Raw genomic sequence first — 18,998 nt, 5'->3', positions numbered from 1 at the left:
GATCGGACTCTGGAAAACCTGGAAAGCCCTGGAGGCCCGGGGCATCATGGGTATCAACCGGCGCAATGCGGACTACGTCCTCAAGTACAACAAGCGCCACCTGTACCCGATCGTCGATGACAAGATCATCACCAAGGAACGCGCCATCAAGGCCGGCATCCATGTGCCGGAAATGTACGGGATCATTTCCACCGAGAAAGAGATCGACAAACTCGGCGAGATCATCGGCGGGCGCAACGACTTCGTCGTCAAGCCTGCCCAGGGTGCCGGCGGTGACGGCATCCTGGTAGTTGCCGATCGCTTCGAGGACCGCTACCGCACGGTCTCGGGCAAGATCATCAGCCATGAGGAGATCGAGCACCAGATCTCCAGCATCCTCACGGGCCTGTACTCCCTGGGCGGTCACCGCGACCGCGCCCTGATCGAGTACCGGGTCACCCCCGACCAGATCTTCAAGAGCATCAGCTACGAAGGTGTGCCGGACATCCGCATCATCGTGCTGATGGGCTACCCGGTGATGGCCATGCTGCGCCTGCCGACCCGCCAGTCCGGCGGCAAGGCCAACCTGCACCAGGGCGCCATCGGCGTCGGTGTCGACCTGGCCACCGGCCTGACCCTGCGCGGCACCTGGCTGAACAACATCATCAGCAAGCACCCGGACACCACCAACGCAGTGGATGGCGTGCAACTGCCGAACTGGGATGGCTTCATGAAGCTGGCGGCCGGCTGCTACGAGTTGTGCGGCCTGGGCTACATCGGTGTCGACATGGTGCTGGACCAGGACAAGGGCCCATTGATCCTCGAGCTCAATGCCCGCCCGGGCCTGAACATCCAGATCGCCAACGACTGCGGCCTGACCAAGCGCACCCACGCCATCGAGGCGCACCTGGAGCAACTGGCCAAAGACGGCAAGCAGGAAACCGCCGAGGAGCGCGTGCGCTTCGCCCAGGCACTGTTCGGCCACGTACCGTCCACCTGAGTGCAAACACCTGGCCCGCGCCAACCAATACTGGCTGACGCGGGCCAGGCACTCACGGTCGCAGTCAGCGCTAGGCGCAGTTCCTGCACAGGACTACAATCGCCTCCCCCGCATTCATAGCTGTTCACTTGCATGCCGACCTGTACGCTCCACCCCCTGCCTTATCTCGCCGACCCTGCGGCCTACTTCACACGCATCCGCAAGGCGCCTGGTGCCGTACTGCTCGACAGCGCACGCCCGGGCGCCGAACGCGGCCGCTACGACCTGCTCAGCGCCTGGCCGCTGCAAAACCTGGCACCGCAGACCCGCGAGAGCGGTGAAACCTACCTGCAACGCCTGCGCCAGAGCCTTGGGCAACTGGGCCATGCCGACTTGCCCCCGGGCGCTGAGCTGCCCTTTGCCGGCGGCCTGATCGGCTATCTCAGCTACGATTTCGGCCGACGCCTTGAGCATTTGCCGAGCCTGGCCGTCGACGACCTGGGCCTGGCGGACGCCCACCTTGGGCTCTACGCCTGGGCACTGATCAGCGACCACCAGTGCAAGCAGAGCCAGCTGGTGTTTCACCCAAGCCTTGTCAATGCCGAGCGCCAGCGCCTGATCGCGCTGTTCGAAGCACCGGCCGGGCAAGACCAAGCGCACTTTTCACTGCAGGCGCCCATGCGTGGCGACATCAGCGCCGAGGACTATCGCAGTGCGTTCGACCGGGTGCAGCAGTACATCCATGCCGGTGACTGCTACCAGATCAACCTCACCCAGCGTTTTCGCGCACCGTGCCAGGGCGACCCATGGCACGCCTACCAGGCACTGCGCCGGGCCTGCCCGACGCCTTACTCGGGTTTCCAGCTGCTGGCTGACGGCAGCGCCCTGCTGAGCTTCTCACCGGAGCGTTTTATCCAGGTCAGCGCCGGCCAGGTAGAAACCCGCCCGATCAAGGGTACCCGGCCACGCAGTGCAGATGCCGCCGAAGACGCCCGCAACGGCGCCGAACTGCTGGCCAGCCAAAAGGACCGTGCCGAGAACCTGATGATCGTCGACCTGCTGCGCAACGACCTGGGTCGCACCTGCGAGGTGGGCTCGGTGAAGGTGCCGGAGCTGTTCAGCCTGGAGAGCTACCCCAACGTCCATCACCTGGTCAGCAGCGTCACCGGCCGCCTGGCTGCCGACAAGGACGCCCTGGACCTGATCGCCGGCAGCTTCCCTGGGGGCTCGATCACCGGCGCACCAAAAATCCGCGCCATGCAGATCATCGACGAGCTGGAACCCAGCCGTCGGGCGTTGTACTGCGGCTCGTTGCTGTATGTGGACGTGCGTGGCGAGATGGACAGCTCGATTGCCATCCGCAGCTTGCTGGTCAAGGACGGTCAGGTATGTTGCTGGGGCGGTGGTGCGGTGGTAGCCGACTCGGACTGGCAGGCGGAGTACGAGGAGTCGATTACCAAGGTGAAGGTGTTGCTCGAGACGTTGCAGGGGCTTTGAATGCATCGCGGGGCAAGCCCGCTCCTACACACATTGCCTGTAGGAGCGGGCTTGCCCCGCGAGGGGCCGCTACAGACTCAACGACCGGTTCGAAGCCTTGATGAACTCCTTCTTCAGTGCCTCGAAGTCATGCACGGCCGGAAACTGCGGGAATTCGCGGATCACGTTCTCCGGTGCATGGAACAGGATCCCGGCATCGGCCTCACCCAGCATGGTGGTGTCGTTGTACGAGTCGCCGGCGGCGATCACCCGGTAGTACAGGCTCTTGAAGGCCAGCACCGACTGGCGCTTGGGATCTTTCTGGCGCAACTGATAGCCGGTCACGCGGTCGGTGTCATCAGTGATCAGGCGATGGCACAGCAGGGTCGGGAAGCCCAGCTGACGCATCAGCGGCTGGGAGAACTCGTAGAAGGTGTCGGAAAGGATCACCACCTGGAAGCGCTCGCGCAGCCAGTCGACGAACTCAATGGCGCCGTCCAGCGGCTTGAGCGTGGCGATGACCGCCTGGATGTCGGACAGCTTGAGACCGTGCTCGTCCAGAATACGCAGACGCTGTTTCATCAGCACGTCGTAGTCGGGAATATCGCGGGTGGTAGCCCGCAGCGATTCGATTCCGGTTTTTTCCGCGAAGGCGATCCAGATTTCCGGGACCAATACGCCTTCCAGGTCGAGACAGGCAATTTCCACAGCACACTCCTCGAACAACGCCAAAAATGGGAAGCCGCACTCTACATGCGAGGCGTCTGCCCGGGCAATTTTTGTTAAGATCGGCACATTACGAGCGCCAAGCGCCATTCAATGACCGGAAGCCGCCTGATGAGCCAACCCTTCGACGTCGCCGCCCTGGCCGCGACCTACGCCAACAAGTCCCCGCAAGACATCCTCAAGCTCGCCTTCGAGCACTTTGGCGATGACCTGTGGATCTCCTTCAGCGGCGCCGAAGACGTGGTGCTGGTGGACATGGCCTGGAAGCTGAACAAGAACGTCAAGGTATTCAGCCTCGACACTGGCCGCCTGCACCCGGAAACCTACCGTTTCATCGATCAGGTGCGCGAGCATTACAACTTGCCGATCGAGATCCTCTCCCCCGACCGCAGCAAACTCGACCCCTTCGTCAAGGAAAAGGGCCTGTTCAGTTTCTACAAGGACGGCCATGGCGAATGCTGCGGCATCCGCAAGATCGAACCGCTGCGACGCAAACTGGGCACGGTCAGCGCCTGGGCCACCGGCCAGCGCCGCGACCAGAGCCCAGGCACCCGTAGCCAGGTGGCCGCGCTGGAAATCGACGGCGCCTTCTCCACGCCTGAGCGCCCGCTGTACAAGTTCAATCCGCTGGCACAGATGAGCAGCGAGGAAGTCTGGGGCTACATTCGCATGCTGGAGTTGCCGTACAACAGCCTGCACGAGCGTGGCTTCATCAGCATCGGTTGCGAGCCGTGCACCCGCCCGGTACTGCCGAACCAGCACGAGCGTGAAGGCCGCTGGTGGTGGGAGGAATCCACCCAGAAGGAATGCGGGCTGCACGCCGGCAATCTGATCGCAAAGACTTGAGCTGCAAGCTGTAGGTTTCAAGCCACAAGAAAAAAGCAGCCCGCACGCGGACTGCTTTCTCTTAGAGCTTGGAGCTTGGAACCTGAAGCTTCAGTGCACCGGCAGCTCGACACCTTCGAACAGCTCTTCAAGCTCTTGCTTGTTGTGGCACTGGATGGCCTTGGCCATCACTTCGCGAGTCAGGTGCGGGGCGAACTTCTCGATGAAGTCGCACATGAAACCACGCAGGAAGGTGCCACGACGGAAACCGATCTTGGTCACACTGGACTCGAACAGTTCGCTGGCATCCAGCACCACCAGGTCGCTGTCCAGCTTTGGATCGACGGCCATCTTGGCCACGATGCCGACACCCAGGCCCAGGCGAACGTAAGTCTTGATCACGTCGGCGTCGGCGGCGGTGAACACCACCTTCGGGGTCAGTCCACGGTGGCTGAAGGCTTCGTCCAGCTTGGAGCGACCGGTGAAACCGAACACGTAGGTCACGATCGGGTATTCGGCCAGCGCTTCGAGGCTGAGCTTGGGCAACTTGGTCAGCGGGTGGCCCTGGGGCACGACCACGCAACGGTTCCAGCGATAGCACGGCATCATCACCAGGTCGCCGAACAGCTCCAGCGCTTCGGTGGCGATGGCGAAGTCCACGGTGCCGTCCGCGGCCATTTCGGCGATCTGCATGGGCGAGCCCTGATGCATGTGCAGGGCGACTTCCGGGTATTGCTTGATGAAGCTGCTGATCACCGGCGGCAGGGCATAACGCGCCTGGGTGTGGGTGGTAGCGATCGACAGCGTGCCTTTTTTCTCGTTGGAGAATTCCTGGGCGATCTGCTTGATGCTTTCGACCTTGCGCAGGATCTCGCCAGCTGTGGTGATGATCCGTTCACCGGCCGGCGTCACGCGGGTCAGGTGCTTACCGCTACGGGCGAACACTTCAACGCCCAGTTCGTCTTCGAGCAGGCGGATCTGTTTACTGATGCCCGGCTGAGACGTATACAGGCTCTGCGCTGTCGCGGAGACGTTGAGGTCGTGGTGCGCCACTTCCCAGATGTAGCGCAATTGTTGAAGCTTCATAGGTATCCCTCAAATCTGCTGGGGCGTCACCGGCAGCAGCGACGATTTATAACTATATTAGTGGTTAGAAGAATAAATCTAGAACTATTTTGGCAGTCTAGTCCTAATCCGCTTACAACGCCCCGCTATACCTTCCTACGCCCCAAGTGCTGCGCCAATGGCACCATGTACACCGGCACCGGCGACAACTGCAGCAAGCGCACAGCGGTGCGGCCAATGGGAATATCGACACCCGCCCCCTGGCTGTGGCTGCCGAAGATCAGCAGGTCGACACTCAGGCGCTGGGCTTGCTCGAGAATCACCTGGGCGGGATCGCCCTGGCGCACGCGCACTGCCTTGATCAATGCAAGGTCGGCCTCCTCGCCGAGCTCGTCGCGAAAATTGTCCAGCACCCGTTGCTCGATGTTGGCCATGACACTGTTGACCCCCTGGCTATGCAACTCGTCGAGGGTGCGTTCGTCCAGGTAGCTTTGCAGCAGCGACTCGGCGAACTGCCCCATGGGCTCCACGGCATGAATCACATAGAGCTCTGCATTGAAGGTGCGCGCCAGTGCGAGGGCGTGTTGCATGACAAAAGGTGCGTATACACCGAGGTCGGTGGCATAGAGCATGGAACGGATCATTCGACCTCCTCGACTGCCGCCTGGGCAGAGCAAGCTTCAGCTTAGCAGCGCCCGTGTAACGCGCCGTTCCGTCCGGCGCCAGGCGCAAAAGCCTCAGCCCAGGGTCGGTTCGTTGCTGATTCCATGGGGGACATGACCGGTTGCCACCACGCTGCGGGCCCGCTCGCAATGGCCGGCCTGGTCGTCGAAAAACACATCGGCGGCGAAGGCTTCGAGGAATGCCGACTTGTCCAGGCCGCCGAGGAACAACGACTCATCCAGGCGGATATCCCATTCGCGCAGGGTGCGAATGACCCGCTCATGGGCCGGCGCCGAACGGGCCGTCACCAGCGCCGTGCGGATCGGGCAGGTACCTTCGGGAAACTCCTTCTGCAAGCGATTGAGCGCGGCCAGGAATGGCTTGAACGGCCCTCCCCGCAGCGGTTCGCGGGCCGACTGGCGTTCGCTGGCCTGAAACGCCTCGAGCCCACCCAGCTGATATACCCGCTCGGATTCATCGGAAAACAGCACCGCATCGCCATCGAAGGCGATGCGCAATTCATCGCTGTTGGCCCGCTGCGCACCACCGGAAAGAATGGTCGCTGCGGCGAACCCGGCCTCCAGGGCGCTGCGTACATCATCGGCATCGGTGGAGAGGAACAGGTGGCAAGCAAAGGCCGCCAGGTACGGATATGGGCTGCGCCCGCCGACGAACGCTGCGCGGTAGATGCCCAGGCCGTGGTGTTCGATGGAGTTGAACACCCGCAAGCCCGTGTCGGCACTGTTGCGCGACACCAAAACCACTTCGACCCGCGGCTGGCCAAGATGGGCATTGAGGCCCAGCAACTTTTGCACGAGGGGGAAGGCATCGCCGGGCGCGAGCACTTCGTCCTCATGGTCGATCTGGTATTGGCGGTAGGCTTCGACCCCCTGCGCCAGGTAGATGCGATGGCTCTCGCTAAGGTCGAACAGCGCCCGCGAGGAGATGGCAATGACCAGTTTATCGCCCAGGTTCTTGCTCATTCGTTGCGCCCTCCCGGGGCCTGTGGGTGCGAGCCTGCCCCGCGATTACCCCGTTCGATAAACGCCAGCGCCTGATACAGGGCCTCGATCCGCGGCAAGCTGCAGCCTGCTTCCCGCGCCTGGGCCAGGGGTTGAGCATAGATCGCCTCCAGTTCCAGCGGTCGCTGCCCGGTAAAGTCGTGGTACATGCTCGGCCAGTAGTCGGGCATTTTTTCGGTTACCGCGAACAGATGCTCAGCATAGCCCTCAGGCAACTCATGGCCACATGAGCGCGCCCCTTCGACCACCTCGGCCATCAACGCCTGGATCAATGCCCGACTGTGCGGATTGCCCATCAGCGCCGTGGTGCTGGCCTTGAGCAGCACCGACAAGCCGTTGTAAGGCACGTTCCACACCAGCTTCTGCCAGCGCGCCTGGGCAAGGTTACCCATGGCCTGTGAGTCGATACCGGCCGCGCGAAACAGGTCGGCCCCGGCTTCGACAATATACTGGCGCGCGGCGGCGTCCGCCGCCGGGCCACTGTGATAGCCCAGGTGCACCGCGCCCAGGGCCTGGTGACGCACAACCCCTGGCGCCTGCCGATCGACGCAGATAAAGCACAGGCCACCGAGCAGGTGCAGGTTGGCAGGCAACAACGGGCGCAACCGTTCTTCCACATCCAGGCCGTTCTGCAATAGCACGACCTTGCAATCAGTCGCCGCAGCCTGGGCGATCACAGGGGCAAGTTCGGCATTGCTGGTGGTCTTGGCGCCCACCAGCAACCAGTCGCACGGCGGCATATCGCTGGCATCGGCGTAGGCCTGTACCGGCATCTGCAGCGTGCCGTGCACGGCACTCTCGACCCGCAATCCCCGGGTATTGACCGCTTCGAACTCGCTGCGCAGAAGAAAGTGCACGTCAAACCCGGCCCGTGCCAGCATCAACCCATAAAAGCCGCCAATGGCGCCGGTTCCGATGACGCCGATACGCGGACTGCTGGTGCTCATGCTGCTCTCCTCGATTGCTTATTGTTTGTTCATTTTTTTGACACGCAAATCAACCGCTTTTCCAACCTTCACTATACTGAGGCGAACAAGGTCAAAAAATCGACACGGAGTCGATCATGCGTGGATACCTGACACACCCGGACGATGTTCCGGTCGAACTGGCCCTACGCCAGTCACCCAGCCTGTTTCGCCAGCGCCTGCACACTATCAGCCTGGGCGGTATCGCCTGCAACCACCCCCGCGCCTACCGCCGGGGCATGGCCATTGAAATGTTCATTCCCTCGCTCGGTGAGTCGGCACGCTACCCAGGCTATGTGGCCTGGTGCCAGAAACACCAGGACGGCTATCGGGTCGGCATTGCCTTTGTCGATGAACAGGCACTGTTCGGGGCGCGAATGAGTGAGCAGGTCTGCCAGATCCAGCATCTTTACCAGCAGCAGTCCCTCGACGAAACCACCCCGCCCGACCTCGACACCCTCGCCTGCCAATGGGTCAGCGTGCACGCGGGCGAGTTCTCCGAGGCAAGCCTTGAAGCCACCCATACCCGACAGATTCTCATTTAACGACAAAAACCCTGCCCCTGCGGGCTTTCACACGCAGGAAAGCGGGCTCTGCCCATTGTCTAGCCACGGTGTAACGCGCTAAGGTTCGGCTCCCCGCTGCGTACAATCATGCTGCTCCGCCGCACGGGGATCGCTGGCGGCCGGCACCCGTGACCTGACGAGTAACACGATGGCTGATTTACCGATCGATGACCTAAACGTTGCCTCCAACGAGACCTTGATCACCCCCGATCAGCTCAAGAAGGAAATTCCCCTGAGCGCCACTGCGCTCAAGACCGTGACTGCGGGCCGTGAAGTGGTGCGCAATATCCTCGACGGCAAGGACCACCGCCTGTTCGTGGTGATCGGCCCCTGCTCGATCCACGACATCAAGGCTGCCCACGAGTACGCCGAACGCCTCAAGGCCCTGGCCGCTGAAGTGTCCGACACCCTTTACCTGGTCATGCGCGTGTATTTTGAGAAGCCACGCACCACCGTCGGCTGGAAAGGCCTGATCAACGACCCGTACCTGGACGACTCCTTCAAGATCCAGGACGGCCTGCACATCGGTCGCCAACTGCTCCTGGACCTGGCTGAGATGGGCCTGCCCACCGCCACCGAAGCCCTCGACCCGATCTCCCCGCAGTACCTGCAGGACCTGATCAGCTGGTCGGCCATCGGCGCGCGCACCACCGAATCCCAGACCCACCGCGAGATGGCCTCCGGCCTGTCCTCGGCAGTGGGCTTCAAGAACGGCACCGATGGTGGCCTGACTGTGGCCATCAATGCCCTGCAGTCGGTCTCCAGCCCCCACCGTTTCCTGGGTATCAACCAGGAAGGCGGCGTGTCGATCGTCACCACCAAGGGCAACGCCTACGGTCACGTGGTTCTGCGCGGCGGCAACGGCAAGCCGAACTATGACTCGGTCAGCGTCGCCCTGTGCGAACAGGCACTGGCCAAGGCCAAGATCAAGCCGAACATCATGGTCGATTGCAGCCACGCCAATTCCAACAAGGACCCGGCGCTGCAACCACTGGTGATGGAGAACGTTGCCAACCAGATTCTCGAAGGCAACCAGTCGATCATCGGCCTGATGGTCGAAAGCCACCTGAACTGGGGCTGCCAGTCTATTCCGAAGAACCTCGACGACCTGCAGTACGGTGTATCCATCACCGACGCCTGCATCGACTGGGACGCCACCGAGAAGACCCTGCGCAGCATGCACGCCAAGCTCAAGGACGTGTTGCCCAAGCGCAACCGCGCCTGAGCGCCACACACAAGAACGCCGGGCAATGCCCGGCGTTCTTGTGTGTGCTTTTGAATGACAGCCCAGGGCTGCCTTTCGCGATTCTCAAGCCTTGGTGGAGTGCCGCTGCTGGCGCTCCATGTAACGTTCCACGTACGAGCATGACGGAATCACGGTGTAGCCCATGTCTTCTGCATACTGCAGCGCCTTCTCGGTGAGCGCCGCGGCAATACCCCGGCCCCGCAACGCATTGGGAACAAAGGTGCGGTAGATATCCAGGGTTTGCTTACCCAGGTCCATGTAGGTCAGGTAAGCACGATGACCGTCCACACTGGTCTCGAACTGATGACCAGCCTGGTCATGGTGGATGGACAACGCCTCGCTCATCACTACTCCTCGCGGGTCTTATGATCTGACCCCTACCTTACCGATGTTTGTCCGGCGAAAAAACCTCTACGCCACCCCGTGCCCGGTTGGACAGCAAGAACAGCATGGTCGTTCTGTGGCAAATGAGCACGTACAAATAGTAGGCGCCCAGGGCCCGGTTACTCAAGGCGACTGGTCGCAAAAATCACGCACTTGCAGCAGGTGAACCAGGCCGCCGACAGCAGCCCGTACAGTTGCCGGATGTTGTAGTGCTAAGACGTTTGATGACACTTTAAGTCACCTTTAGTTCAACAAAAAGCAAGTTTGCTACACTCTCTTACGCCCGTACAGGCAGCGTCCAGGCGGTTTTCCAGAAAACCCGGTGGCGGCACAAGCGCAAGCGCATTTTTTTTCCAGTTCTTGCGCTCTGTCAGTTTACTTACTACAAGTAATGGGTACTATGTACGCCGGTCAGTTTCTCATTGTTGAGAGATGGCTATTTAATAGAAAGTCCTTGAAGGGGAACACGATGAACAACGTTCTGAAATTCTCTGCTCTGGCTCTGGCCGCAGTTCTGGCTACCGGTTGCAGCAGCGTATCCAAAGAAACCGAAGCTCGTCTGACTGCTACTGAAGACGCAGCAGCTCGTGCACAAGCTCGTGCCGATGAAGCCTATCGCAAAGCTGACGACGCTCTGGCTGCAGCTCAAAAAGCTCAACAGACCGCTGACGAAGCCAACGAGCGCGCTCTGCGCATGCTGGACAAAGCCAGCCGTAAGTAATAATCCCCCGGGATTGTTATTTGGAGCCGACCCACTTGTGGGTCGGCTTTTTTATTGCCCCGAAGAAAGTAATCCCGCAAAAACGACGAGGCCTGCACAATGGCAGGCCTCGGGAGCAACAACGCAAAGGGTTACTGCATGTCCAGCGGTACGCTCGAGACCATTGGCTGCTGGGCAGTGATCGGCACGGCAATTTCCACTGGCATGCCATCTTCGGCAGCGACCACATCACGCACCATGTCCCAGTTCATGCGCAGGTTGTTGGCAAGATCTTCGCGCTTGAGCAAGGCGTTGATCACCGCAGTGTGCTTGTCGACCACCGACGGATCACCTTTGTCATCCAGAGGCGTGTGCGCTTCCAGGTAAACCTTGCCTGCACTCACACCGAACTTGTAAGGCTCGTTGATGATCCGCACCGCTACACCGACCGGGGCCATCTTGGCCAGCTCCAGCACGTTGTTGTTGAACATGCGGAAGCAACCGTGGCTGGTACGCATACCGATACCGAACTTCTTGTTCGAGCCATGGATCAGGTAGCCCGGCACACCCAGGGTGAACTTGAACGGGCCCAACGGGTTATCCGGACCAGCAGGCACTACGGTCGGCAGGATGTCACCGTCTTCGGCGTGCTCCTTGCGGATCGAGGCAGGGGGCGTCCAGGTCGGGTTTGGCGTCTTGGCGGTCACCTTGGTGTTGGCGATGGGCGAGCCCCAGCCCTCACGACCGATACCCAGCGGGTAGGTGTGCACCACGTTCTGCCCTTTCGGGTAGTAGTACATGCGGTACTCGGCCAGGTTGATGACAATACCTTCGCGCGGGCCTGGCGGCAGGATGAAGCGGGTCGGCAGGATGATTTCGGTGCCGGCGCCTGGCAACCAGGGGTCGACGCCCGGGTTGGCGGCGATCATTTCCAGATAGCCCAGGTCGTTGGCGGTGCCGATATCGGCGAAGGTGTCTTCGTATTTGGCCTTGATCACCTGGACCTGGCCAATGACGTCTTCACCAGGCGGTGGCAGGGGAAACTCCAGCGCAGCAGCAGGACCTGCCGCCAGCAGGGCGGCCAGGGACAGGCAACGGGTGACGGCGGGAAAGCGCGGCAACATCCGGGAAATCCTTCGCAAATTCATTTGAGGTCAAGTCGACGATTGTACACCGCCCCCAGCACAATCGGGAGTGACGGGGGTAGTTGAAGACAATTGAGGGGATGAAAGGCTGTATCAGCCTGTATCAGCCGACTTCCAATTGCGGCCAGACAGGCCGCGTGCCACGGCGCTGGGCATCGAGGATTGCCCGGCACAGTGTGCACAGGCGGCGGTCGCGGTAGATGCCGCGCTCGACGGTCGACCAGCGCGGCTGGGCCGGCAACAGCGTGCCGCACAGGGTGCGGTCGGCCGAGCCTCCAAGCTCAAGCTGGCGGGCCACAAGATGGACGCGGATCTCCTGGCAGGCGAACAGGTCAAGCTGTTCGTCAGGCTCGATCAATTGATAGGCATACAGGGACCAGGCGGGACGCGGCATCGGGGGCTCCAAATCGGGGGCGCAACATTAGCCGAAAGCCGGTCACTATAAAAGCGTCAAAGCAGCGGTTTTAGTTGCGGCCAGGCATTTTCCAGCAACCTTGCCTGCGCCCCCTGCCCCGGATGAATGCCATCGGCCTGCATCAGCTCGGGCACTCCGCCCACCCCCTCAAGGAAAAAGGGCACCAGCGGCACCTGCTTTTCGTTCGCCAGGTTTTCGTAGACCTTGGCGAAGGCCGTGGTATAGCGCACGCCATAGTTGGGCGGCAGGCGCATGCCCAGCAGCAGGACTTTGGCGCCCGCTTCGCGGGAACGGTCAATCATTGAGGCAAGATTTTGTTGCAATTGCGTAGGCTGCTGCCCACGCAGGCCATCGTTGCCCCCCAGCTCCAGCACTACCAGCTCCGGCTTGTGCTCTGCAAGCAGCGCCGGCAGCCGCGCCTGGCCTCCGGCACTGGTGTCGCCACTGATCGAGGCATTGACCACTTTACTGTCGAAACCCTCGGCCTTCAGCCGCTGCTCCAGCAAGGCAACCCAGCCCTGGCGGGTATCCAGGCCGAAAGCGGCACTGATACTATCGCCGACAATCAAGACGGTACCCGCTGCTGCGCCCTGGGCCATGCACATCAAGGCCAGGCCAGCACTCAATAACCACACTCGCATCGGATTCTCCATGGGCCCCAGCATTCTCACTGCGCGGAACCTTAGCAAAGTGGTTCCCAGCGCGGAAGGCGATCTGACCATCCTGCACGAACTCTCCCTGGAATTGAAACAAGGCGACAGCCTGGCGATTGTCGGTGCCTCCGGCTCGGGCAAATCGACCCTGCTGGGGTTGCTGGCCGGCCTGGACCTGCCCAGCGCAGGCTCGGTGACCCTGGCCGGCCACGACCTCGGCCCGCTGGATGAAGACCAGCGCGCCCGGGTTCGCGCCGAACATGTGGGCTTCGTGTTCCAGTCGTTCCAGTTGCTCGACAGCCTCAACGCCCTGGAAAACGTGATGCTGCCCCTGGAGCTGGACGGCCGCCGCGATGCCCGCGAGCATGCCCGCAGCCTGCTGGAGCGAGTCGGCCTGGGCCAGCGCCTGAGCCATTCACCACGCCAGTTGTCCGGCGGCGAGCAGCAACGGGTGGCCATCGCCCGGGCCTTTGCCGCAGAGCCTGCGGTACTGTTCGCCGACGAACCTACCGGTAACCTGGACAGCCACACCGGCGAGCGCATCAGCGACTTGTTGTTTGAACTGAACAAAGAACGCGGTACCACCCTGGTACTGGTTACCCATGACGAACGCCTGGCACAACGCTGCCGTCGTCTGATTCGCCTGGACGCCGGCCACCTGGTCGCGCCGCTGGAGCCCTGATGGCCCGCCTGCCGTTTTTCCGCCTGCTGGCGCTGGCCGTGCGCCAGTTGCTGCGTGATGCCCGCGCCGGTGAACTGCGCGTGCTGTTCTTTGCCTTGCTGGTCGCCGTGGCCGCCAGCACGGCAATCGGTTATTTCGGCGCTCGCCTCAACGGCGCCATGCTGCTGCGCGCCACCGAATTCCTCGGCGCCGACCTGGTGCTGCGCGGCAGCTCACCCGCCCAGCCCGAGCAGATCGCCTCGGGCAAGGCTGCCGGCCTGCAGCATGCCCAGGTGGTCGAATTCTCCAGTGTGATAGCCACCGACAACGGCATTCAGCTCTCGAGCATCAAGGCCGCCGACAACGCCTACCCGCTTCGCGGCGAGCTGCGCAGTGCCCCCGAACCCTACGCCGTCGAAACCAGCGGCGGTGGCCCGGCACCCGGCGAGGCCTGGGTCGAGCCGCGCTTGCTCGCAGCCCTGGACCTGAAGGTCGGCGACAGCATCGACGTCGGCATGAAAACCCTGCGCATGAGCCGGGTACTGACCTACGAGCCGGACCGCGCCGGCAACTTCTACAGCCTGACGCCCCGGGTACTGATCAACCTGGCCGACCTCGACGCCACCGGCGTGGTGCAACCCGGCAGCCGGGTCAGCTACCGCGACTTGTGGCGCGGTGAGCCCGAGGCGCTTGCCACCTACCGGGACAGTGTCACCAAGGGGTTGGCGCCAAACCAGCGACTGCAGGATTCACGCGACGGCAACCAGCAGATCGGCGGCGCCCTGGGCAAGGCCGAGCGCTACCTGAACATGGCCAGCCTGGTGGCCGTGCTGCTGGCGGGCGTGGCCGTGGCCCTGTCGGCCAGCCGCTTTGCAACCCGCCGCTTCGATGCCAGCGCCCTGTTGCGCTGCCTGGGCTTGTCCCGGCGCCAGGCACTGAGCCTGTTCTGCCTGCAACTGGCGATCCTCGGCAGCCTCGCGGCGCTGGGCGGCGCCCTGCTCGGCTGGCTGGCCCAGCTGGGCCTGTTCAAGTTGCTGCAAGGCTTGATGCCGGCGCAGATTCCACCCGGCGGGCTGGCACCTGCGCTGGCCGGTATCGCCACCGGCCTGGTGGCCCTGGCCGGCTTTGCCCTGCCGCCACTGGCGGCACTTGGCCGTGTGCCGCCCCTGCGCGTGCTGCGTCGCGACCTGTTGCCGGTCCCCCCGAGCAGTTGGCTGGTGTACGGCGCCGCCCTGCTCGCCCTGGGCCTGATCATGTGGCGCCTGAGCCTGGACCTGCTGCTGACCTTCGCTCTGCTGGGTGGAGGCCTGGTAGCGGCAGTGCTGCTCGGTGGCCTGCTGTTGCTCGGTCTGCGCAGCCTGCGCCGCATGCTCGCCGGCTCCCCACTGGCCTGGCGCCTGGGCCTGGGCCAGTTGCTCCGCCACCCGCTGGCGGCAGCCGGGCAATCCCTGGCCTTTGGCCTGATCCTGCTGGCCATGGCCCTGATTGCCCTGCTGCGTGCCGAGCTGCTCGATACCTGGCAGAACCAACTGCCCAAGGACGCGCCGAACTATTTCGCCCTGAACATCCTGCCTGACGACAAAAACAGTTTCGCCCAGCGCCTGAACGAATTCTCCGCAGAAGCTGCGCCGCTGTACCCAGTGATTCCCGGTCGCCTGACCGACATCAACGGCCAGGCCGTACAGCAGATCGTCAGCAAGGAGTCCACCGGCGATCGTGCCGTGCAACGCGACCTGAGCCTGACCTGGGCCGCCGACCTGCCAACAGGTAACGCCTTGAGCGAAGGCCAGTGGTGGCAGGCGAGCCCTGGGGCCGACAACGGCCTGCCCGGTGTGTCGGTGGAAACCGAGCTGGCACATAGCCTCAAGCTCAAGCTGGGCGACCAACTGAACTTCAACATCGGTGGCCAGCAGCGCCAGGCCGTGGTCACCAGCCTGCGCACGGTCAACTGGGACAGCTTCCAGCCCAACTTCTACATGATCTTCCAGCCTGGCACCCTGCAAGACCTGCCTACCACCTACCTCACCAGTTTCTACCTCGCCCCCGGCCACGACCAGCAAGTGGTGGCACTGTCCCGAGCCTTCCCTGCGGTGACGATCCTGCAGGTCGATGCCCTGCTCGAACAACTGCGCAGCATCCTCGCCCAGGTCACCCTGGCGGTGGAATATGTGCTGCTGTTCGTGCTGGCGGCCGGGCTTGCGGTGTTGTTCGCAGGCTTGCAGGCAAACCTGGATGAGCGCATTCGCCAAGGCGCGCTGTTGCGTGCCCTGGGTGCTGGCCGGGCCCTGCTGATCAAGGCCCGGCGTATCGAATTCGGCCTGCTCGGGGCCGCCAGCGGGCTGCTTGCCGCCATTGGCTGCGAACTGATTACCCTGCTGCTGTACCGCTATGCCTTCGACCTGACCTGGAGCCCTCACCCCTGGCTGTTGCTGTTGCCGGTGATCGGCGCCCTGCTGGTTGGTGGGGCTGGGGTCTATGGCACCCGCCGGGCGCTCAATGCCAGCCCGCTCACCGTGTTGCGCGACGGCTGATCGCCCCTCGACTCAAGCGGGCCTGCCCAGGCCCGCTTGAGTGTCACCCCCTCCCCGCCCGACCGCGCATCGCCCTCCAGTGCCCTTGGCTCACGCCTTGCTAGGCTCACTCTGCAGCACCCATCCCTAGCGCCGTACTGGAGGTTCGCATGAGCATTACGAAATCCTTATTGGCATTGTCCATCGGAGCAATCCTGTCTACATCAACCGTGTTGATACCCGACACCCTATCCGGATTCTCGAGTGCATATGCCAAGGATGGCGGTGGCGGTGGCGGTGGCGGTGGCGGACATGGTGGAGGGGGCGGCGGCGGACATGGTGGCGGTAGCGGCGGCGGAGGACACGGTGGTGGCAGCGGCGGTGGCGGCGGGAGTGGGAGCGGTGGCGGACATGGCAGCGGCAACGGCGGCGGCCACAACGGTGGCAGTGGCCACAGTGGCAGTGATCATGGCGATGGTCACTCCGGACACAACAGCGCCGGCACCGCCAGCTCCGGCCGCTCAGGCACCCACGCCGAACCCGGCGATGACCACGGTGTTCACGCCGCGGGCGAACCCGGCGATGACCGTGGCGTTCACGCAGCAGGCGAGCCTGGCGATGATCGCGGCGTCCACCTGGGGGGCGAGCCCGGCGACGACAAGGGTGGACTGCGCTAACGTCTACCCCCTCTTCCCCCCAGTTCGGGGCACCATTCCCCAATCCACTTGCGCCTGACGCTGATACTTCGGCGCCAGGCGCTTTGTCGGCCCCTGCCGATGCGATATGGTTAGCCTGCCCTCACCCCGGGCTCCACTTACGCCATTAAGGATGAAGCTTGGCTACAAACATCATCACCCGAGAAGGCCACGAAGCACTCAAGAGTGAGCTGGATCACCTCTGGCGCACCTACCGCCCCGAAATCACCGCCAAGGTGGCCTGGGCGGCATCGCTGGGCGACCGCAGCGAGAACGCCGACTACCAGTACAACAAGAAGCTGCTTCGCGAGATCGATCGTCGCGTTCGCTACCTGCGCAAGCGCCTGGAAGACGTCAAGGTCGTCGACTACGCCCCCGAGCAGGAAGGCCGCGTGTTCTTCGGTGCCTGGGTGGAGATCGAGAATGACGATGGTGAACGCAAGACCTTCAGAATCGTCGGCTACGACGAAATCTACGGGCGTAACGACTACATCTCGATCGACGCGCCCATGGCCCGCGCGCTGTTGAAAAAAGAGCAAGGCGACGAAGTGGTGGTCCAGACGCCAAGTGGAGAGGCGACCTGGTACATCAATCGCATCACCTACGGCTCGCCCCCGACGCCTGAGGACGCGTAACGGTTGTCGGGTGTTTGCTGCCGGGTGCGTGACTTGCGTCGGCCCTGGCCCCGTCCCACGAAAGTGCCCCTGGCACCTGGAACAGCAGACAAACACAACAACACGGTCTGAACCCCATGCATGCCCAACGAAAAGCGCTGCACAACGAGCTGCACGCCCGCCCGTCGTTGTACTTCGACGAGCCGGCCCATGTTTTCCACCTGGCTTTTCTCGGCACCGCCGCTCAATGCGATGACCTGCTGCAGCGCTGCTGCCCCGACACCTTCGAGCCCGACGCGGCCCAAGGCATCACCGTCCTCGACGGCCATCCGTTCAAATGGGAACGCCACGCCGAGTTCTTCACCCTGACCCTGGTCGTGCCTGCCGCTGACAGCGATTTGATCTGGACGACCATTCCCCAGGCCCTGGCGCAAGCCATCGAACCCTACCAGCAGCAGATCATCAACGCGGTGCAGGTGATCGTGCGCGACGAGGCCGGGCTCGACCTTGCCCGCTACGGCTTCAAAGACCCCTGCGGCTCCTGTGTCGGCGGTGGGGATGCCGTGGTCTGGAGCGACTTTCGCCTGACCGACGACGGCACCAACCGCTTCCTGTTCATCAACCGTCGCCTCAATGCCTATCGACAGGGGCGAATGATTCGCCGGCTGCTGGAAATCGAGACCTACCGGATGATGGCTTCACTGGCGCTGGACAACGCCAAGGCTTTGAGCAACCAACTCGATACCTATGACCGCACCCTGGTCAGTCTTTCGCAGCGCAACGTCGCCAGCGACGGTGGCAATGCCAAGGCGCTGCTCGAAGACATCGCGCAACTGTCGCGCCAGGTGGTCGGCAGTACCGTCAAGAACCGCCACCGATTCAGCGCCACCCAGGCCTATGCACAATTGGTGTTCGAGCGCTTGGGCGAACTGCGTGAAAGCCACGTCGCCGATTGCCAGCGGCTGGGAGTGTTCATCGAGCGGCGCTTCAAACCCACCGTGCGCTACTGCGCCGCCACCGAACAACGCCTGGAACACCTGGCCGAAAGCGTGGCCAACCTCGGCGAGCTGCTGCAGGCGCGCGTGCAGGTTGAAATGGAGGAGCAGAACGCCGAGATCCTGCGCAGCCTGAATGCCCGCGCCGACACCCAGATCAAGATACACCGGGCGGTGGAAGGCCTGTCGATAATTGCCATCACCTATTACCTGCTCAGCCTGCTGAAACTGGTCTATAGCGGCCTGCACACGCTGGGCGCACCGCTAAGCGCACGCGAGGCGCTACTGGGCATGGCGCCGTTGGCGATCCTGATCTTGCTGGTGATTCTGCTGCGTATCCGCAAAGCCAAGGAGCATTGAGCCCGACGCTCACGCGCGCGTGATCAGCCCCTGCCGGGCAATCCGGGTCAGGTGGCCGATCACCTCGGCGGCATCTTCGGCGCCGGGCGACTGGATGACGGCCAGGTCGAAACGGTCGCTGGCAAACTGGCTCAGCGATGCTCGGTTATCGGCGAATTGGATCAGGAATGCGGTGGCGCGGCCCTTGCGACGAGGCCAGCCATCGAGAAAACGCAGGAGCGTGGGCTGGTGAGTGCCGCCCAGTAGAATACGCGGCACGCGCGTGGCCTGACTGGCAGGCAGGGGGCTCAAACAGACACTGGTACGTGGACAACTCATGGAATGATTCTCCGCCTCGCAGATCCCGCTGGGCTG

General features: G+C 62.8%; 21 protein-coding genes. 11 read left to right on the top strand and 10 right to left on the bottom strand.

All coding sequences use genetic code 11. The annotated features are described in order from the left end of the window. Position 1: 1 nt before the first annotated feature. Together NPS58_RS03035 and pabB are read left to right on the top strand one after the other, a co-directional pair. Positions 2-979 (top strand): alpha-L-glutamate ligase-like protein, encoded by a 978-nt coding sequence (locus NPS58_RS03035; protein ID WP_274115339.1) that lies wholly within the window; start codon positions 2-4, stop codon positions 977-979. 132 nt (positions 980-1,111) lie between these two features. After that, entirely contained in the window at positions 1,112-2,455 is a 1,344-nt protein-coding gene (gene pabB, locus NPS58_RS03030; protein WP_274113397.1) for an aminodeoxychorismate synthase component I, read from the top strand. 69 nt (positions 2,456-2,524) lie between these two features. Here the strand turns inward: pabB and thrH are convergent, their stop codons facing one another. After that, complete coding sequence (gene thrH / locus NPS58_RS03025; protein ID WP_274113395.1) at positions 2,525-3,142, bottom strand: bifunctional phosphoserine phosphatase/homoserine phosphotransferase ThrH; 618 nt, start codon at positions 3,140-3,142, stop codon at positions 2,525-2,527. A 129-nt stretch (positions 3,143-3,271) separates the two neighbouring features. Here thrH and NPS58_RS03020 point away from each other — a divergent pair, with 129 nt between their 5' ends. Further along, entirely contained in the window at positions 3,272-4,006 is a 735-nt protein-coding gene (locus tag NPS58_RS03020) for a phosphoadenylyl-sulfate reductase (protein WP_274113393.1), read from the top strand. 90 nt (positions 4,007-4,096) lie between these two features. Here NPS58_RS03020 and cysB read toward each other — a convergent pair whose 3' ends face one another. The 4 genes from cysB to NPS58_RS03000 all read right to left on the bottom strand — a co-directional run bounded on the left by cysB (position 4,097) and on the right by NPS58_RS03000 (position 7,682). Next, positions 4,097-5,071, bottom strand: coding sequence for an HTH-type transcriptional regulator CysB (gene cysB, locus NPS58_RS03015; protein ID WP_028941437.1), 975 nt, complete (start codon positions 5,069-5,071; stop codon positions 4,097-4,099). Between the two features lie 125 nt (positions 5,072-5,196). Next, positions 5,197-5,694 (bottom strand): universal stress protein, encoded by a 498-nt coding sequence (locus NPS58_RS03010; RefSeq protein WP_274113391.1) that lies wholly within the window; start codon positions 5,692-5,694, stop codon positions 5,197-5,199. 93 nt (positions 5,695-5,787) lie between these two features. Then, a complete protein-coding gene (locus tag NPS58_RS03005) occupies positions 5,788-6,696 on the bottom strand; it encodes a 5'-nucleotidase (protein WP_274113389.1) in 909 nt (302 codons plus the stop codon). Further along, complete coding sequence (locus NPS58_RS03000) at positions 6,693-7,682, bottom strand: putative 2-dehydropantoate 2-reductase (protein WP_274113387.1); 990 nt, start codon at positions 7,680-7,682, stop codon at positions 6,693-6,695. Before NPS58_RS03000 ends, NPS58_RS03005 begins: the two co-directional genes overlap by 4 nt. 116 nt (positions 7,683-7,798) lie before the next feature. Here NPS58_RS03000 and NPS58_RS02995 point away from each other — a divergent pair, with 116 nt between their 5' ends. Together NPS58_RS02995 and NPS58_RS02990 are read left to right on the top strand one after the other, a co-directional pair. Beyond that, the gene (locus NPS58_RS02995) at positions 7,799-8,245 is read left to right on the top strand and encodes a PilZ domain-containing protein (protein ID WP_274113385.1); all 447 of its coding nucleotides are present in this window, start codon (positions 7,799-7,801) and stop codon (positions 8,243-8,245) included. A gap of 169 nt (positions 8,246-8,414) precedes the next feature. Beyond that, the gene (locus NPS58_RS02990) at positions 8,415-9,491 is read left to right on the top strand and encodes a 3-deoxy-7-phosphoheptulonate synthase (protein ID WP_274113383.1); all 1,077 of its coding nucleotides are present in this window, start codon (positions 8,415-8,417) and stop codon (positions 9,489-9,491) included. Positions 9,492-9,575: 84 nt separating this feature from the next. Here the strand turns inward: NPS58_RS02990 and NPS58_RS02985 are convergent, their stop codons facing one another. Then, positions 9,576-9,857: a GNAT family N-acetyltransferase gene (locus NPS58_RS02985; protein ID WP_028941432.1), complete on the bottom strand. Its 282-nt coding sequence runs from the start codon at positions 9,855-9,857 to the stop codon at positions 9,576-9,578. Positions 9,858-10,365: 508 nt separating this feature from the next. On the opposite strand from NPS58_RS02985, the gene oprI reads away from it, so the two are divergent. After that, positions 10,366-10,617: an outer membrane lipoprotei OprI gene (gene oprI, locus NPS58_RS02980; protein WP_003259780.1), complete on the top strand. Its 252-nt coding sequence runs from the start codon at positions 10,366-10,368 to the stop codon at positions 10,615-10,617. A 131-nt stretch (positions 10,618-10,748) separates the two neighbouring features. Here the strand turns inward: oprI and NPS58_RS02975 are convergent, their stop codons facing one another. The 3 genes from NPS58_RS02975 to NPS58_RS02965 form a co-directional block, all read right to left on the bottom strand. Then, positions 10,749-11,720, bottom strand: a complete 972-nt coding sequence (locus NPS58_RS02975) for a L,D-transpeptidase family protein (protein ID WP_274113381.1) — start codon at positions 11,718-11,720, stop codon at positions 10,749-10,751. 124 nt (positions 11,721-11,844) lie between these two features. After that, entirely contained in the window at positions 11,845-12,135 is a 291-nt protein-coding gene (locus NPS58_RS02970; RefSeq protein WP_028941430.1) for a hypothetical protein, read from the bottom strand. A gap of 56 nt (positions 12,136-12,191) precedes the next feature. Beyond that, positions 12,192-12,797: an arylesterase gene (locus NPS58_RS02965; protein WP_274113379.1), complete on the bottom strand. Its 606-nt coding sequence runs from the start codon at positions 12,795-12,797 to the stop codon at positions 12,192-12,194. Between the two features lie 10 nt (positions 12,798-12,807). Between NPS58_RS02965 and NPS58_RS02960 the strand changes: the two genes are divergently transcribed. The 5 genes from NPS58_RS02960 to NPS58_RS02940 all read left to right on the top strand — a co-directional run bounded on the left by NPS58_RS02960 (position 12,808) and on the right by NPS58_RS02940 (position 18,644). Continuing rightward, entirely contained in the window at positions 12,808-13,491 is a 684-nt protein-coding gene (locus NPS58_RS02960) for an ABC transporter ATP-binding protein (RefSeq protein ID WP_028941428.1), read from the top strand. Beyond that, positions 13,491-16,001 (top strand): ABC transporter permease, encoded by a 2,511-nt coding sequence (locus tag NPS58_RS02955; RefSeq protein ID WP_274113377.1) that lies wholly within the window; start codon positions 13,491-13,493, stop codon positions 15,999-16,001. Before NPS58_RS02960 ends, NPS58_RS02955 begins: the two co-directional genes overlap by 1 nt. A gap of 149 nt (positions 16,002-16,150) precedes the next feature. Then, a complete protein-coding gene (locus NPS58_RS02950; RefSeq protein WP_274113375.1) occupies positions 16,151-16,657 on the top strand; it encodes a hypothetical protein in 507 nt (168 codons plus the stop codon). Between the two features lie 158 nt (positions 16,658-16,815). Continuing rightward, positions 16,816-17,310 carry a transcription elongation factor GreB gene (greB, locus tag NPS58_RS02945; RefSeq protein WP_274113374.1) on the top strand — a complete coding sequence of 165 codons (495 nt, stop codon included), beginning with the start codon at positions 16,816-16,818 and terminating at the stop codon, positions 17,308-17,310. 116 nt (positions 17,311-17,426) lie between these two features. Beyond that, positions 17,427-18,644 (top strand): DUF3422 domain-containing protein, encoded by a 1,218-nt coding sequence (locus NPS58_RS02940; RefSeq protein ID WP_274113372.1) that lies wholly within the window; start codon positions 17,427-17,429, stop codon positions 18,642-18,644. Between the two features lie 9 nt (positions 18,645-18,653). On the opposite strand, the gene NPS58_RS02935 is transcribed toward NPS58_RS02940, so the two are convergent. Next, positions 18,654-18,962 (bottom strand): hypothetical protein, encoded by a 309-nt coding sequence (locus tag NPS58_RS02935; RefSeq protein WP_274113370.1) that lies wholly within the window; start codon positions 18,960-18,962, stop codon positions 18,654-18,656. Positions 18,963-18,998 lie beyond the last annotated feature (36 nt).

It is taken from the genome of Pseudomonas putida (assembly GCF_028682455.1).
Taxonomy (GTDB): Bacteria; Pseudomonadota; Gammaproteobacteria; order Pseudomonadales; family Pseudomonadaceae; genus Aquipseudomonas; species Aquipseudomonas putida_AA.
The sequence above is the reverse complement of the archived record's forward strand: the minus strand, read 5'-3'. Positions and strand labels throughout refer to the sequence as shown.

Excerpts from the sequence above, each read along its gene's own strand:
- NPS58_RS02955 (WP_274113377.1), top strand. The coding sequence starts at position 13,491 with ATGGCCCGCCTGCCGTTTTTCCGCCTGCTGGCGCTGGCCGTGCGCCAG.
- NPS58_RS02965 (WP_274113379.1), bottom strand. The coding sequence starts at position 12,797 with ATGCGAGTGTGGTTATTGAGTGCTGGCCTGGCCTTGATGTGCATGGCC.
- oprI (WP_003259780.1), top strand. The coding sequence starts at position 10,366 with ATGAACAACGTTCTGAAATTCTCTGCTCTGGCTCTGGCCGCAGTTCTG.
- NPS58_RS02950 (WP_274113375.1), top strand. The coding sequence starts at position 16,151 with ATGAGCATTACGAAATCCTTATTGGCATTGTCCATCGGAGCAATCCTG.
- NPS58_RS03000 (WP_274113387.1), bottom strand. The coding sequence starts at position 7,682 with ATGAGCACCAGCAGTCCGCGTATCGGCGTCATCGGAACCGGCGCCATT.
- NPS58_RS02985 (WP_028941432.1), bottom strand. The coding sequence starts at position 9,857 with ATGAGCGAGGCGTTGTCCATCCACCATGACCAGGCTGGTCATCAGTTC.
- NPS58_RS02990 (WP_274113383.1), top strand. The coding sequence starts at position 8,415 with ATGGCTGATTTACCGATCGATGACCTAAACGTTGCCTCCAACGAGACC.
- NPS58_RS03020 (WP_274113393.1), top strand. The coding sequence starts at position 3,272 with ATGAGCCAACCCTTCGACGTCGCCGCCCTGGCCGCGACCTACGCCAAC.
- NPS58_RS02975 (WP_274113381.1), bottom strand. The coding sequence starts at position 11,720 with ATGTTGCCGCGCTTTCCCGCCGTCACCCGTTGCCTGTCCCTGGCCGCC.
- NPS58_RS03010 (WP_274113391.1), bottom strand. The coding sequence starts at position 5,694 with ATGATCCGTTCCATGCTCTATGCCACCGACCTCGGTGTATACGCACCT.
- NPS58_RS02995 (WP_274113385.1), top strand. The coding sequence starts at position 7,799 with ATGCGTGGATACCTGACACACCCGGACGATGTTCCGGTCGAACTGGCC.
- NPS58_RS02940 (WP_274113372.1), top strand. The coding sequence starts at position 17,427 with ATGCATGCCCAACGAAAAGCGCTGCACAACGAGCTGCACGCCCGCCCG.
- NPS58_RS02960 (WP_028941428.1), top strand. The coding sequence starts at position 12,808 with ATGGGCCCCAGCATTCTCACTGCGCGGAACCTTAGCAAAGTGGTTCCC.
- pabB (WP_274113397.1), top strand. The coding sequence starts at position 1,112 with ATGCCGACCTGTACGCTCCACCCCCTGCCTTATCTCGCCGACCCTGCG.
- NPS58_RS02970 (WP_028941430.1), bottom strand. The coding sequence starts at position 12,135 with ATGCCGCGTCCCGCCTGGTCCCTGTATGCCTATCAATTGATCGAGCCT.
- NPS58_RS02935 (WP_274113370.1), bottom strand. The coding sequence starts at position 18,962 with ATGAGTTGTCCACGTACCAGTGTCTGTTTGAGCCCCCTGCCTGCCAGT.
- cysB (WP_028941437.1), bottom strand. The coding sequence starts at position 5,071 with ATGAAGCTTCAACAATTGCGCTACATCTGGGAAGTGGCGCACCACGAC.
- NPS58_RS03005 (WP_274113389.1), bottom strand. The coding sequence starts at position 6,696 with ATGAGCAAGAACCTGGGCGATAAACTGGTCATTGCCATCTCCTCGCGG.